Source organism: Pantoea sp. S18 (assembly GCF_045689705.1).
Taxonomy (GTDB): domain Bacteria; phylum Pseudomonadota; class Gammaproteobacteria; order Enterobacterales; family Enterobacteriaceae; genus Pantoea; species Pantoea symbiotica.
The window spans coordinates 868,437-881,224 of sequence record NZ_CP142689.1; the positions used below are offsets into that span (position 1 = coordinate 868,437).

Genomic DNA, 12,788 nt, shown 5'->3' on the forward strand with positions numbered 1-12,788 from the left:
CTTAACCTCCCTGCATCGGTGACAGCACTTCAAGCTGGCAACCTTCATCCAGCAACTGCGTGTGGTACTGGCTTTTTGGCACAAACGCACCGTTGTAGGCGGTAGCGACACAGGCCGCGTCAATTTGCTGCTCGATCAGCAATTCGCTCAGGCTGTTTGCCTGCGTGCTGATGAGGCGGCCGTTAAGCTGAATGTTCATTTTTAAGTTCCCCAGAAAGACGCTGCATCAGTTGCTCTGCCAGCATCGGTGCCAGCAGAAAACCGTGGCGATACATGCCGTTGAGATAAAAGGTGTGATTGTGATAGTGGATTTCCGGCAGATTCGCTGGATAAGCCGGACGCAGCCCGCTGCCGCTCTCAATGACGCGCGCTTCGGCTAAGGCCGGATGGATGGCGTAGGCGGCGCTGAGCAACTCCATCATGGCGCGCGCGCTGATGGCGCTGGCATCGTCGCTCTCGATCATGGTGGCGCCGAGCATAAAGTGGCCACCGCGACGCGGCACCAGATAGCAGGGAAAACGCGGATGCAGCAGACGAATCGGCCGGGAAAACTGCACTTCATCGCTGTGCAGAATCAGCATTTCGCCGCGCACCGCACGCAGGCGCGGCAGTTCCGGCGCGGCGTGGATGCCGCGACAATCGATAATCTGCCCGCTCGGCGCGTGATTGTTGAATGGCACGCCGCGCGCGATCAGCTTGTCTCGCATCTCCTGCAGCGCCAGACGCGGATCGAGATGCGCTTCCCCGGCGAAAAACAGACCGCGCGCAAAGCGCCCTTCCAGCGCCGGTTCGATATCGGCGGGATCGCCCCATTGGTGCTGCTCGGTCATACGCGCGAAACGGTTGAGTTCCTGGCTATCGCGCGGCGGCGCAACCACCAACGTGCCCTGATGCTCGACGCTGCTGACGCGCTGTTGCCACCATGCGGCGGCGTGTTGTCCAAGGGTGATGACGTCGCGCGGCGCGCTTTCGGCTTCACACCAGGGCGCCAGCATGCCGCCTGCAAACCATGATGCCGGGCGGCGCGCGTCATCGCCAATCACCTGGACGTCTTCGCCGCGTTCCGCCAGCAAAGTAGCCACGCATAAGCCCGCCACGCCGCAGCCGAGCACGCTCCAGCGGCTCACAGCGCCGGTTCCGGGATGTTCAAAAAGGGGGAATTCACATCGGCCTCTCAGTGTTAGCTGAGACCCGCAGATACAGGAGAAGGGAAATGGCGCAACCATCGAGCTTGCCTGAGCGCCAGACAGCCCAAAGAACAAGACTGTCAGTCTTCCTACGCCAGTATCAACTGGGTCAGGTTCAAAGGGTCGCTAAGCCGCGCAGTGCGCTATTAGCCTCTCAGTCTCTTTGGCGAGACTCCCCCGACGCGTCTATTTGTATTGCAGGCGATGGTCGCCGTCAAGCGCGGAATAACCAGATGGTTTACAGGGAAATAAGCAGCAAGGCATTTATCGCTACCTCGGCTTTGTGGATCACAAACGTAACATATGGTATACAAACACATTATTTTATGCGCAAGAACCAATTACAGGTGATGTCGGAATATCCATGAAGAACATTAAAATTGCATTTATTAAAGCCGGCTGGCACAAAGAAATTGTTCATAATGCCCTGGTGGGTTTTGAAAAAGAATTAGCCGATCAATCCGTTGAAGCAGAATTAAAAGTGCTGGAAGTGCCTGGCGCATTTGAAATGCCGCTTCTTGCTAAGCGTTTGGCCGAAACCGGCAAATACGATGCGATTGTCTGCGCTGCGCTGGTGGTTGACGGCGGTATCTATCGTCATGATTTCGTTGCCGCTGCAGTGGTTGATGGACTGATGAATGTGCAGTTGACCACCAACGTGCCGGTGTTCTCCGTGTCATTAACGCCGCATAATTTCCAGCCGGTTGATGTTATTGAAAACTTCTATACCGAGCATTTCATCAAGAAAGGCAAAGAAGCGGCGCGCGCTGCGCTGGCTATTCACAATCTGTCGATTGATTGATGCATTAAAAAGGGAGCACCTCATCAGGCGCTCCCTTTTTATTTATTCTTAATATCTACGGTTAATATTCAGAATAGTGCCAGCCTCGCTTCACTCAATGTTTCACACTCATCAAATGATTTTCTTTCATATCTCGGCGCGTTTCAGATGGATTGATATCGCACTCTTTCGGCAGTAACAGCGTAAAGATTCCCGCAATTACCAGTGAACCCGCTAGCCAGCAAATCGCCACATTTTGGCTATACAGCAACGTCATGATCCCGACTAAGTACGGTCCGCAGAATCCGCCCAGATTACCCAACCCATTGATTACGCCACGCGCGCTGCCCGCCACTTCCGGCGAGGCGATACGCCCGGGAATTGACCAGAACGGGCTGGTTGCTGCTTTGAGGAAGAACCCGCACACCACCAGCGCGATATAGGCGGCGGCGACGTTGTCATGCAGCACCACCGACGCCAGCAAGGCGGCGGCAAAGCAGAAAAGCGACACCATCACCCACAAACGGCGCTTGCCGGTGCGATCGCTTAACCATGAAATGGCGTAGATGCCGAGCACCGTCGCCACAAAAGGAATCGCCGCCAGCAGGCCAACGCCCGCCATGTTGGTGCCGGTGAGATTTTTCAGGATACTCGGCAGCCACAGCGTGTAACCGTAATCGCCGGTTTGATAGAAAAAGTTGAGCGCCACCAATTTCATCAGGCCCGAATTGCGAAACACCGCTTTCAACGGCGCTTTGCTGACCGGTTCCTTTTGCAGATGTTGGGCCTTTTCGCGCGCCAGTTCGCGCAACAAATACTCCTTTTCACGTGCCGGTAACCAGCGCGCCTCTTCAGGACGATCGGCGATCACCAGCCACCACACCAGCAGCACCACCGCTGAAAGCAGGCCTTCGATAATGAACAGCCAGCGCCAGTCCAGCACATTGATGATGTAACCCGATATCGGCGCGGTGAACATGCCGCCTAACGGCGCGAACATCATGACAAAGGCGTTGGCACGTCCCAGCTCCTTTTCCGGGAACCAGTTGCTGACCATGGTTAACACCACCGGCAGCATGCCGCCTTCGGAAATCCCCAACACAAAACGCAGCGCCAGCAGTTGATAGTGATTGGTGACAAAACCGGTGGCGATCGACACCACCATCCACGCGGTCAGTGACCAGGCAATAAAGCGTTTGCCGCTGCCATTCACCGCGATACGCCCGCCTGGCACTTGTAAAAACAGATATCCGATAAAGAAGATGCCGCTCACCACGCCGGCCATTTGGCTGGTGATCGCTAAATCCTGATCCATGCCGCCAGGCAGCGCAAAGCTGATATTGACGCGATCCATGAATGAGACAATGCAGGTGATGAGAATCGGGGCGATGACGCGATACCAGCGCGTTCCGGGGATTTTTTCTTGCATGCTGCCCTCTCCATGTTAAGCCGTGATGCTTAGGTTCATTGGCTAACTATTAAAGAGAGTATGGAAATAATTATTGCGATCTTAATCACTGCAATTAATGTTAAGAAAAAGTGTTACAACCGCTGTGATCGCACATAAAAAAAAGCAGCGCGATGGCTCGCACTGCTCTTTGTTCTCTTTTTAATCATTAACGCTGCGGATGATTCACTTCCAGCGGACGCAGATCAAACACCAGCACTTCCGCATCATCGCCGTTAGCAAACTGCAGCGCGCTTTCGTTACGCACACGTGCACCGTCGCCTTCTTTAAACTTCACGCCGTTCACTTCGATGCTGCCGCGTGCTACGTGAATGTAGGCGTAACGATCGGCATCCAGCGCGAGAGTTTGCTGCTCGACACCGTCAAAAAGTCCGGCATAAATGCGGATATCCTGACGCACGCTGAGCGATCCGTTTTCCCCTTCCGGCGAAATAATCAGGCGCAGCTGACCGCGTTTGTCACTTTCCGAGACCGAAACCTGCTGATAACCCGGAGGTGAATTACGTTCGCCAGGCACGATCCAGATCTGCAGGAAGTGCACGTTGTCGGTTTTCGAGTGGTTGAACTCGCTGTGCGTGACGCCGCTACCGGCGCTCATCAGCTGCACATCACCCGGCACAATCACCGAACCGGTGCCCATGGAGTCTTTATGCTCCAGCGCGCCTTCCAGCACGTAGGAGATGATCTCCATGTTGTTGTGCGGATGCGCGCCAAAGCCGCGACCCGGTGCAACGCGGTCATCATTGATCACCAGCAAGTCTGAGAAGCCGGTTTGTTTTGGATCCCAGTAACTGGCGAAAGAGAACGTATGATGCGAATTCAACCAACCGTGGTCACCTACTCCGCGTTGTTCTGACAGGCGTTGTTCAATCATGGTCTGCTCCTCAAATTTGCTGTTGGGGGGCGATTGCCCTTCCCGTTGCAGATAAGTATACGTAAACTGATTTGCCTAACAATGCGTCATAATGACAATGACTGTCACCGATAAGTGGACAATATGCAGATTGAAGATCTCCGCATTTATGTAGCCGTGATTAAAGCCGGTAACTTCACCGCCGCCGCTGAACAGCTGATGCTGTCAAAGCAGTACGTCAGTCGCCGCATCGCCGCGCTGGAGGAGTCGCTCGGCGCGCGGCTGCTGAATCGCAACACGCGTAAGCTTTCGGTGACCGATAACGGCCAGCTGTTTGCCCAGCATGCGCAGCGCATTCTGGATGATGTGCAGGAAGCCGAACTGGCGGTATCGGGGCGTCGGCAAGTGCTGCAAGGTAGCTTCCGCCTGAGCGTGCCGATGTCGTTTGGCATCAGCCATCTGTCGCCGTTTATTGCCGAGTTTCTTAGCCTGCATCCGGGTTTGCAGTTTCAGGTTGAGCTGGCAGATCGGCATGTCGATATGGTCGGCGAAGGATTTGATATGGCGATTCGCATCGGTACGTTGCCTGATTCGAGTTTGATCGCTAAGCGGCTGGGCGAGTTCCGCCGCGTAATCTGCGCCAGCCCATCCTATCTGCAGGGCGCAGGCGCGCCGCGTACGCCAGAAGAATTGAGCGAGCATTCGTGTTTACGCTACGGACGTGAAAGCCAAACCGGCTGGGAGCTGTTTAACGGCGACCAGCGTAAAGTGATCAGCGTGCATGGGCCGATGGTGAGCAACAACGGGGAAATGCTGCGTGATGCAGCAGTGGCCGGGCTCGGGCTGATTCTGCTGCCGGAGTTTATCGTGGCACCGGCGCTGGCAAGCGGTGAGCTGGTGACGGTGTTAGAAGAGTGGCAACCGACCTCGCTGCATCTCAATGCGCTCTATCCGCAGCATCGCCAACGCAGTGAGATCAATCGAGTTTTTATGACGTTTTTGCAGCAGAAGTTGGCTTGAGGTCGCCATAAATGGCAACCCTACGGGATTTATAGCGATTGAGAGTCAGGATGATGCATTGTTGCTGCAGCGTGGGTGTTGAGGCGACATCCTAACCCGCTGAGCGAATGAAGGATTCCAGGGCGAGCCGCATGGATGCGGCGAGAGGTGGCGTTGAGCAGGAGCGAATCGACACCGGTCCGTCAGGAATCGTGAACGAGTGAAGGTACCGCGTAGCGGCGGGTTGGGCTGGCGCAAGGCCCGGGAGTGCAGAGGGCGTGGCCAGACGCCCTCTGCTCGGTCGCCGCATGGAGCTACTGCAACTGCCTCAGTACATGGCGAACGAAAGTCGCTCTGCGCTGATCGGCATTACGCCATTAATGGCGACCGCAACCTTTTAATGACTTTCGTGCGCAAAGGTAATCGATTTACGGCGTGCATCGCGCATCGCTACGGCATGAATCAACAGACCCAACACCGCCAGAATCGCGCCCACCCAACCGGTAGATTGCCATCCTAAACCCGCTGAAATGGTCACGCCGCCCAGCCATGCGCCAAGCGCGTTGGCGAGGTTAAACGCAGAATGGTTCATCGCCGCCGCCATGGTTTGCGCGTCACCGGCGACATCCATCAAACGGATCTGCAGCACCGCTGCCAGCGCCACCATGGTGCCCACCAGCATCACGTTGATGGCGCCTGCCAGCGCATAATGCGCGGCAAACACGAAGGCGCTGAGCACCAGAAACGACCAGATCAGTAAAATGCGGATGGTCTTTTCAATGCCGCGATCGGCCAGACGACCACCGGCGATGTTGCCGATAATCATGCCTAAACCAAACAGCGCCAGCACCGCCGGGATCCAGCTCACCGGCATCTGCGCCAGTTCGGTCATGGTTGGTTTCACGTAGCTAAACACCGAGAACAAACCACCGCTGCCCACCGCGCCAATCGCCAGCGTCAGCAATACCTGCTTGCGCGTTAGCGCGGATAATTCGCGCAGCGGGCTGGCATTTTTGTCGCCCGCCACGTTTGGCACCCACAACCAAATCAGCAGTAAGGTCACTACAGCCAGACCGCCGACAATGGCGAAGGCATCACGCCAGCCAAACCATTGGCCGATCGCCGTCACGGCGGGTACGCCGAGTAAGTTGGCGATGGTCAGGCCAAACAGCACCATCGATACCGCTTGGGCGCGTTTACGCCGTTCCACCAAACCGGCCGCGACCAACGCCGCTACGCCGAAGAAGGTGCCGTGTGGGAAACCGGCGAGGAAACGCGCCAGCAGCATTGAGTAATAACCCGGCGCAATGGCGCTCAGCAGATTACCGGCGGCAAACAGGCCCATCAGCGTCATCAGGAAATTACGGCGTGAGGCGCGTGCGCCCAGTACCGCCAGCAGCGGCGCACCGATGACCACGCCAAGCGCATAGATACTGATGAGATGCCCGGCTGAGGGGATCGATACGTTGAGACCTTTGGCTGCATCGGGCAGCAGACCCATGATGACGAATTCGCCGGTACCAATGGCAAAGCCGCCGGTGCCGAGCGCGAACAAGGCTTTTAGCACGCTCTGACGCGGCAGCGATGCCTCATCCGGCAGCTGAGTAAGTTGGGGTTGTACTGATGACATGAGTTTTCCGAACCGCAAGTGAAGAACTCAGCCAGGATCGTGGGCGCTTAACGCGACAGCCATCGTCGAGACCGAGAAGTATGAGCGGCGTATGATAGCGCAAAAATGTGTGAAGGGTTGGCGTTACGGTGCGGCTGAGGTCGCCATGAATGGCGACCCTACAAAGGTTTGGTGCGCATTTATGCGCACCTGGTTAAATCACGTGCCAACAGGGCGGCGCCCATCATGCCGCCGTGATGCGCGAACTCGCCTGGCACCACCAACTGATGCGTGGTGCGACGCAGCACGTAGCTCTGCACCACCTCATCTAACGACGCGATCAATGGAGCCACTGATGCCAATCCGCCGCCAACCGCCACGCGTGACGCGCCGGTGATGTTGATGCTGTACGCCAGCGGCTGCCCGACAATTTGCAGCCATGCCTGAATGGTTTGCTGCGCCTGCGCATCCTGCTGCTGCCAGCGTTCAATAATTTCCACGCTGGTTGCCGTGCGGTCATGCAGCGTCTGATGCAGATTTTCCAGCCCGCGCGCGCCGCCGTAGCTGTCGAGACAGCCTTTTTGGCCGCACGGACACGCCTTGCGCGGCAGTCGCCGCATGACGCCATCGACCTCCACTTCGGTTAGCGTGATCGGCCCATGTCCCCATTCGCCGGTCAAACCGTTCTGCCCGGTGATGATGCGGCCATCCGCCACCAATCCGCCGCCAACGCCCGAACCGAGAATCGCGCCAAACACCACTTTGTGCCCTTTGCCCGCGCCCGCCAGCGCTTCCGCCAGCGTGAAACAGTCGGCATCGTTATGCACAATCACCTCGCGTTGCAGGATCGCGCCAAGCTCTTTTGCCAAACTGCGCTGATGAAACGCGGGAATATTGCTGGCAAACATCTCGCCGGAATCGGGTGCCACAATGCCGGCGGTAGAGATCGCCACCGGACTGCTGGTAGTAAAATGCAGGTGATGTTGGGCAATCATACGGCTCACCAGCGCGGTGAACTCGTCCCAGCTTGCCGCCGGGATTTTTTGCTGATCGAGAATCGTTAATTCATCCTGCGCATTCATCACGCCTAACTTAATAAAAGAGCCGCCCAGATCGAGGCAAATCACCGCAGATTGTCTACTCATAAACGTTTATCCATCACATCACGCAAACCGTCGCCCAGCACATTGAAGCCCAGCACGGTAATCAAAATCGCCAATCCGGGAAAGAGTGACACGTAGATATTCAGGCCGAGGAAGTTGCGCCCATCGCTCATCATGGTGCCCCACTCCGGCATCGGTGGCTGCACGCCTAAACCGAGGAATGACAGGCTGGCTGCAGACAGCACCACCGCGCCTGCCGTCAGCGTCGATTGCACAATCAGCGGACCAATCGAATTGCGCAGAATATAATGCGTGATGATGCGCGGATAGCGCACGCCGAGCATATGCGCCGCTTCGATGTACTCCATGTTCTTCAGGCCCAGCGTCAGGTTGCGGCTCAGACGCGCATAGACCGGAATCGAGAACAGCGAGATGGCGATCAGCATATTGGTCAGCCCTTCACCAAGTACGCTAACAATCAAAATCGCCAGCACGATGCCAGGAAAAGCGAAAATGATATCCATCACCCACATGATCAGCGCATCAATTTTACGTCCGGCTAAGCCGGAAATGATGCCGAGCGGAATGCCGATCACCATTGAGATTGCGACGCTGAGGCTCACTTCAAACAGCGTGATGCGCGCGCCGTAAATTACGCGCGAGAAAATGTCGCGGCCATAATCGTCGGTGCCAAACCAGTGCGCGGCCGACGGCGCTTGCAAAGTATTAAGCAGATCCTGCTCCACCGGATCCCAATGCGTAATCAGCGGAGCCAGCGCGGCGGCGAGCACCACCAGCAGCACTAAAGCGCCGCCAATGGCAATCGAAGGATTCGCCATCAGGATGCTGATCAGGTGTCGGCTGCGCGAGCGCGGTGGCAGCACGGAAGTTTCAATGCTGTTCATCAGTCGAACCTTATTTTTGGATTGAGCAGGCCAATCAGGATTTCACCGACCAGATTCATCAGCACCACGCCGGTAACGGCCACCAACGTCACGCCCTGAATCACTGGATAATCGCGGTAGCGCACCGAATCCACCAGCAGGCGGCCAATGCCCGGCCAGTTGAACACCGATTCGGTCACCACCGCGCCGCCAATCAGGCTGCCGAAGTTGAGCGCCACGATGGTGACAATCGGGATCAGCGCATTACGCAGCGCGTGCTTCCAGTTAATGCTGGCGGAGGATAATCCCTTAGCTTTGGCGGTGCGGATGTAATCCTGACTCAGCACATCCAGCATGCTGGAACGCGTCATGCGCGCAATCATCGCCATTGGCAAGATCGCCAGCGTGACGGTGGGCATGATGTAGTTTTTCCACGAATCGGCACCCAGCAACGGTAACCAGCCCAGCTCAACGGCGAAGTAGTTCATCGCCAGCAGCGCCAGCCAGAAGTTGGCAATCGACGCACCGGCAATGGTCAGCACCATCACGATTTGATCCGGAATGCGCTGGCGATAGATGGCGCCGGTCATGCCCGCCGGAACACCAATCGCAATCGCCAGCAGATACGCCAACGCCGCCAGCGATAAGGTGTACGGCAACCGCTCGCTGATCTCGGTCATCACCGGACGCTGCGACTGCAACGACAAGCCAAGGTTGCCGTGCAGCGCTTCCGCCGCGAATTTGACATATTGCAGCGGCAGCGGCTGATCGAGCCCCAGCCGCACGCGCATACTGTCTACCGCTTCCTGCGGCGCTTCCGGTCCCGCCATCAGCCGTGCCGGATCGCCCGGCAGCGCGCGGATGGCGATAAACACGATGATCGACACGCCGAAAATGATTAACGGCAGCGAAAGCACCTTTTTTGCGACGTACGCTTTCATATCACATCAACCATTGGGTTATTGCTTCACCGCGTCGCGTACGACGATTTGTCCGCCCGGCTGCATCACCACGCCGCTGATATTTTTACGTGCGGCATAGAGATCGTCCTGATAGAACAGCAGCACCTGCGGCGCTAATCCGCTGATCTGTTTTTGTGCCTGGAAGTAGAGATCTTTGCGTTTGGCATCGTCGAGCGTCGATGCAGCGGTATCGATCAGATCATCGGTTTGCTTGTCGCTGAAGAAACCCAGATTAGCCCCGCCCGGCGCAAAGCTGCTGGTGTGATAGAGCGGGCGCAACTGCAGATCCGAACCATACAAACCAGAAGACCAGGACGCCAGCACCGCATCGGTGCCCTGCGCGGCTTTCTCTTTGCCATCGGCAAACGCCGCTTTGGTCCACACGCCGCTCTCCATCTGGCGCACGTTAAGCTTGACGCCGATTTTGCTCCACATGCCCTGCAACACTTGTGCGGTACGCGCGTCAGGTGCTTGCACCGCAATTGACATCGGGAAACCGTCGGCGTAACCCGCCGCTTTCAGCAAATCTTTGGCTTTTTGCAGGTCATTCGGATAGTCATGCAGCGCTTTGTCGTAGTTAGGATCGACCGGTGCCAGCGCGGAGTTCGCCGGTTGCGCATAACCAAACATGATGGCTTTCACCAGCGCCTGCTGGTCGGTGGCGAGATTTAGCGCCTGACGCACGCGCACATCGCTCAGCGCTTTGCTTTGGGTGTTGAGATCGACCCAGAACACCGCCGCACCCGGCGACTGTTTGAGATTAACGTTAGCGTTGTTTTTCAACATGCCAGCAAACTGCGGCGGCACCGGGTTAATAATATCGACCTGCCCCGATTGCAGCGCCATATTCATCACTGAAGGCTCGCTGCTCCAGGTCCATTTAATTTCATCCGGACCGGAAGATTTCCCCCAATAGTCGGGATTCTTTTGTTCAAGCACATATTCGCCGGATTTGTACTGCACCAGTTTATAAGGTCCGGTGCCGTCGGCTTTATTGTTAATACTGCCCGCTTTATCCGCCGTTGGACTCACCATTAATCCCGGACCGGAGGCTAAAACAGTTAAAAAGGCCGGATTAATTTTTTTCAGCTGAAACGTGACGGTGAGATCGTCTTTTTTCTTCACGTCCTGAATAAAGGTACGAATTTTCCCACTGCCGGCCAATCCGCGCTGCGTATTTAAATGACGCTGGAAGTTTTCTACCACCGCATCGGCAGTAAATGGCGTGCCGTCGTGGAATTTCACATTGGGTCGCAGGGTGAAGGTCCAGTTAAGTCCGCTGTCATCGGATGTCCAGGATAATGCCAGCGCCGGAATGATTTTACCGTCATCACCGAGACGCGTCAGGCCTTCGTACATCGGGTCCAGCACCGTGCCGGTAAAGGTCGCGGTTTGGTTGCCGGGGTCCATGCTGCGCGGCGGTTCGTTCTGCATGATCACCAGCTGGCTGGCAAAAACAGTGGCGCTCGCCATCGACGCCAGTAAACAACCGGCCAGCGTCAGTACCTTGAAATGCTTGTGTTTGCTTTCCATTAAGGCCCTCAATGAATCATTGAAACGATCGGTGAATGAACATTTATTTTTGGGTATGTAGTGATGCATTTCGTAAGGTCGCCATGAATGGCGACCCTACAACTTCGAGCAATGCGTTATATAAGCCACACTCACTAAACAAAAGCCAATAGGTTGGTTCATATAATTTACTTATAATCAGATCTGCATTCAGAAATTTAACTAAATATCGTTGTATTTGTTTTCTGTCCTTATTATTGTCAGCGCATAGTGCTAACGCCGTGAGAACCTCAATGCTCAATGCCCACCAGCAACAAATTCTGCGCTTACTTATTGCGTCGCATGGCATGAGCCGCACCGCTCTTGCGGAAAAAATGAAATTAAGCAAAGCCGCAATTAGCCCGATGGTGAAAGAGATGCTGCAGGCTGGATTATTGGAAGAGAGCGTTCCGGAATCCAGCGGTCAGGGTCGTCCATCGGTGTTATTAAAAATGCGTGCAGACAGCGCCTATTTTCTTGGAGCTTCGCTGCTTGGTGAACGTGTGGTGTTAGTGCTGATTGATATGCACGGCCGCACGCTAGCCGCCACGCAAATGCCGTTAAATCTCGATCCGCCGCAGCTGACAAAAATGATTGCGGCGGCGATTCCCGATCTGATTGCGCAGAAATCGATTACGCAGGATCAGCTGATCGGGCTTGGCGTGACATTGTCCGGATTTGTCGATGAACATCAGGCAATTTGCGTGCAGTCGGCGCTGCTGGGCTGGAAAAATGTGCCGCTGGCGGAACTGCTTAAACAGCAAACCGGGCTGGAAGTGTCGTTAGAGAACGATGCCAAAGCGCTGGCGGTGAGCGAGAAGATTTTCGGCGTGGCGAAAAAGGCGCGCAACTTCACCCTGATTTCCCACGGTGACGGCATTGGATCGGCACACTTCTTTCAGGGCCAGCTGCACCGTGGCGCACACGGCGCTGCCGGTGAAATCGCCCACTGCACCATCGAACCCGGCGGACGTCCCTGCCGCTGCGGCAAACGCGGCTGCCTTGATACGCTGGCCTCGTTAACCGCCATCCGCGAAAGCGTGCGTGACAAAGCGCTGGAAAGCGAATCGATTGCCGAACTGGAAGCGCTGGCGGTGAAAGGCAACAGCGCGGCGATTGCTATTTTGCATCAGGCTGGTCACGCGCTGGGCTTGTCGATCGCCAATATCATCCAGATGAATGACCCCGAATTAATTGTGATTGCACATCAGCCCGATTCGTTTGATGGCTTGCTGAAAACCGTGGTGATGCAGGCGGTCGACAGCCACGTCCTGCCGTCGATCATCGGCAAAACGCCGATTTCAAGCATGGTGATCAACGAAGAGAGCTGGGCCAGAGCCGCAGCCAGTGTGGCGGCGTATCGTTTTATCATTCACTTACCCGACTAGCGG

13 protein-coding genes and 1 riboswitch are annotated in these 12,788 nt (G+C 56.0%); of the genes, 4 read left to right on the plus strand and 9 right to left on the minus strand.

The window, feature by feature from the left end; genetic code table 11:
• Position 1: 1 nt before the first annotated feature.
• Both thiS and VIJ98_RS23935 read right to left on the minus strand, forming a co-directional pair.
• Complete coding sequence (thiS, locus tag VIJ98_RS23930) at positions 2 to 199, minus strand: sulfur carrier protein ThiS (RefSeq protein ID WP_154190911.1); 198 nt, start codon at positions 197 to 199, stop codon at positions 2 to 4.
• The gene (locus VIJ98_RS23935) at positions 183 to 1,127 is read right to left on the minus strand and encodes an FAD-dependent oxidoreductase (protein WP_323271726.1); all 945 of its coding nucleotides are present in this window, start codon (positions 1,125 to 1,127) and stop codon (positions 183 to 185) included. Before VIJ98_RS23935 ends, thiS begins: the two co-directional genes overlap by 17 nt.
• A 129-nt stretch (positions 1,128 to 1,256) precedes the next feature.
• Positions 1,257 to 1,376, minus strand: a riboswitch (TPP riboswitch).
• A 175-nt stretch (positions 1,377 to 1,551) separates the two neighbouring features.
• Between VIJ98_RS23935 and VIJ98_RS23940 the strand changes: the two genes are divergently transcribed.
• Positions 1,552 to 1,989 carry a 6,7-dimethyl-8-ribityllumazine synthase gene (locus VIJ98_RS23940; RefSeq protein ID WP_061719087.1) on the plus strand — a complete coding sequence of 146 codons (438 nt, stop codon included), beginning with the start codon at positions 1,552 to 1,554 and terminating at the stop codon, positions 1,987 to 1,989.
• 94 nt (positions 1,990 to 2,083) lie between these two features.
• Here VIJ98_RS23940 and VIJ98_RS23945 read toward each other — a convergent pair whose 3' ends face one another.
• Positions 2,084 to 3,397, minus strand: a complete 1,314-nt coding sequence (locus tag VIJ98_RS23945; RefSeq protein WP_323271727.1) for an MFS transporter — start codon at positions 3,395 to 3,397, stop codon at positions 2,084 to 2,086.
• Positions 3,398 to 3,584: 187 nt separating this feature from the next.
• On the minus strand, positions 3,585 to 4,310 hold the full coding sequence (locus VIJ98_RS23950) for a pirin family protein (protein WP_008110708.1): 726 nt from the start codon (positions 4,308 to 4,310) through the stop codon (positions 3,585 to 3,587).
• A gap of 123 nt (positions 4,311 to 4,433) precedes the next feature.
• On the opposite strand from VIJ98_RS23950, the gene VIJ98_RS23955 reads away from it, so the two are divergent.
• The gene (locus VIJ98_RS23955; RefSeq protein ID WP_323271728.1) at positions 4,434 to 5,309 is read left to right on the plus strand and encodes a LysR substrate-binding domain-containing protein; all 876 of its coding nucleotides are present in this window, start codon (positions 4,434 to 4,436) and stop codon (positions 5,307 to 5,309) included.
• 257 nt (positions 5,310 to 5,566) lie between these two features.
• Complete coding sequence (locus tag VIJ98_RS23960) at positions 5,567 to 5,689, plus strand: hypothetical protein (RefSeq protein ID WP_323271729.1); 123 nt, start codon at positions 5,567 to 5,569, stop codon at positions 5,687 to 5,689.
• Here VIJ98_RS23960 and VIJ98_RS23965 read toward each other — a convergent pair.
• The 5 genes from VIJ98_RS23965 to VIJ98_RS23985 all read right to left on the minus strand — a co-directional run bounded on the left by VIJ98_RS23965 (position 5,686) and on the right by VIJ98_RS23985 (position 11,379).
• A complete protein-coding gene (locus tag VIJ98_RS23965) occupies positions 5,686 to 6,918 on the minus strand; it encodes an MFS transporter (RefSeq protein WP_008110705.1) in 1,233 nt (410 codons plus the stop codon). The genes VIJ98_RS23960 and VIJ98_RS23965 overlap by 4 nt on opposite strands.
• 179 nt (positions 6,919 to 7,097) lie before the next feature.
• Complete coding sequence (locus VIJ98_RS23970) at positions 7,098 to 8,042, minus strand: ROK family protein (RefSeq protein WP_323271730.1); 945 nt, start codon at positions 8,040 to 8,042, stop codon at positions 7,098 to 7,100.
• Positions 8,039 to 8,905, minus strand: a complete 867-nt coding sequence (locus VIJ98_RS23975) for an ABC transporter permease (RefSeq protein ID WP_323271731.1) — start codon at positions 8,903 to 8,905, stop codon at positions 8,039 to 8,041. The genes VIJ98_RS23970 and VIJ98_RS23975 overlap by 4 nt, the downstream gene beginning before the upstream one ends.
• Positions 8,905 to 9,825, minus strand: coding sequence for an ABC transporter permease (locus VIJ98_RS23980; protein ID WP_008108101.1), 921 nt, complete (start codon positions 9,823 to 9,825; stop codon positions 8,905 to 8,907). The genes VIJ98_RS23975 and VIJ98_RS23980 overlap by 1 nt, the downstream gene beginning before the upstream one ends.
• A gap of 18 nt (positions 9,826 to 9,843) precedes the next feature.
• Complete coding sequence (locus VIJ98_RS23985) at positions 9,844 to 11,379, minus strand: ABC transporter substrate-binding protein (RefSeq protein WP_323271732.1); 1,536 nt, start codon at positions 11,377 to 11,379, stop codon at positions 9,844 to 9,846.
• Between the two features lie 272 nt (positions 11,380 to 11,651).
• Here VIJ98_RS23985 and VIJ98_RS23990 point away from each other — a divergent pair, with 272 nt between their 5' ends.
• The gene (locus VIJ98_RS23990; protein WP_323271733.1) at positions 11,652 to 12,785 is read left to right on the plus strand and encodes an ROK family transcriptional regulator; all 1,134 of its coding nucleotides are present in this window, start codon (positions 11,652 to 11,654) and stop codon (positions 12,783 to 12,785) included.
• Positions 12,786 to 12,788 lie beyond the last annotated feature (3 nt).

Bases quoted from the DNA above. Each gene is read 5' to 3' on its own strand.
- thiS (WP_154190911.1), bottom strand. From the start codon at position 199: ATGAACATTCAGCTTAACGGCCGCCTCATCAGCACGCAGGCAAACAGC.
- VIJ98_RS23940 (WP_061719087.1), top strand. From the start codon at position 1,552: ATGAAGAACATTAAAATTGCATTTATTAAAGCCGGCTGGCACAAAGAA.
- VIJ98_RS23945 (WP_323271727.1), bottom strand. From the start codon at position 3,397: ATGCAAGAAAAAATCCCCGGAACGCGCTGGTATCGCGTCATCGCCCCG.
- VIJ98_RS23950 (WP_008110708.1), bottom strand. From the start codon at position 4,310: ATGATTGAACAACGCCTGTCAGAACAACGCGGAGTAGGTGACCACGGT.
- VIJ98_RS23955 (WP_323271728.1), top strand. From the start codon at position 4,434: ATGCAGATTGAAGATCTCCGCATTTATGTAGCCGTGATTAAAGCCGGT.
- VIJ98_RS23965 (WP_008110705.1), bottom strand. From the start codon at position 6,918: ATGTCATCAGTACAACCCCAACTTACTCAGCTGCCGGATGAGGCATCG.
- VIJ98_RS23970 (WP_323271730.1), bottom strand. From the start codon at position 8,042: ATGAGTAGACAATCTGCGGTGATTTGCCTCGATCTGGGCGGCTCTTTT.
- VIJ98_RS23975 (WP_323271731.1), bottom strand. From the start codon at position 8,905: ATGAACAGCATTGAAACTTCCGTGCTGCCACCGCGCTCGCGCAGCCGA.
- VIJ98_RS23980 (WP_008108101.1), bottom strand. From the start codon at position 9,825: ATGAAAGCGTACGTCGCAAAAAAGGTGCTTTCGCTGCCGTTAATCATT.
- VIJ98_RS23985 (WP_323271732.1), bottom strand. From the start codon at position 11,379: ATGGAAAGCAAACACAAGCATTTCAAGGTACTGACGCTGGCCGGTTGT.
- VIJ98_RS23990 (WP_323271733.1), top strand. From the start codon at position 11,652: ATGCTCAATGCCCACCAGCAACAAATTCTGCGCTTACTTATTGCGTCG.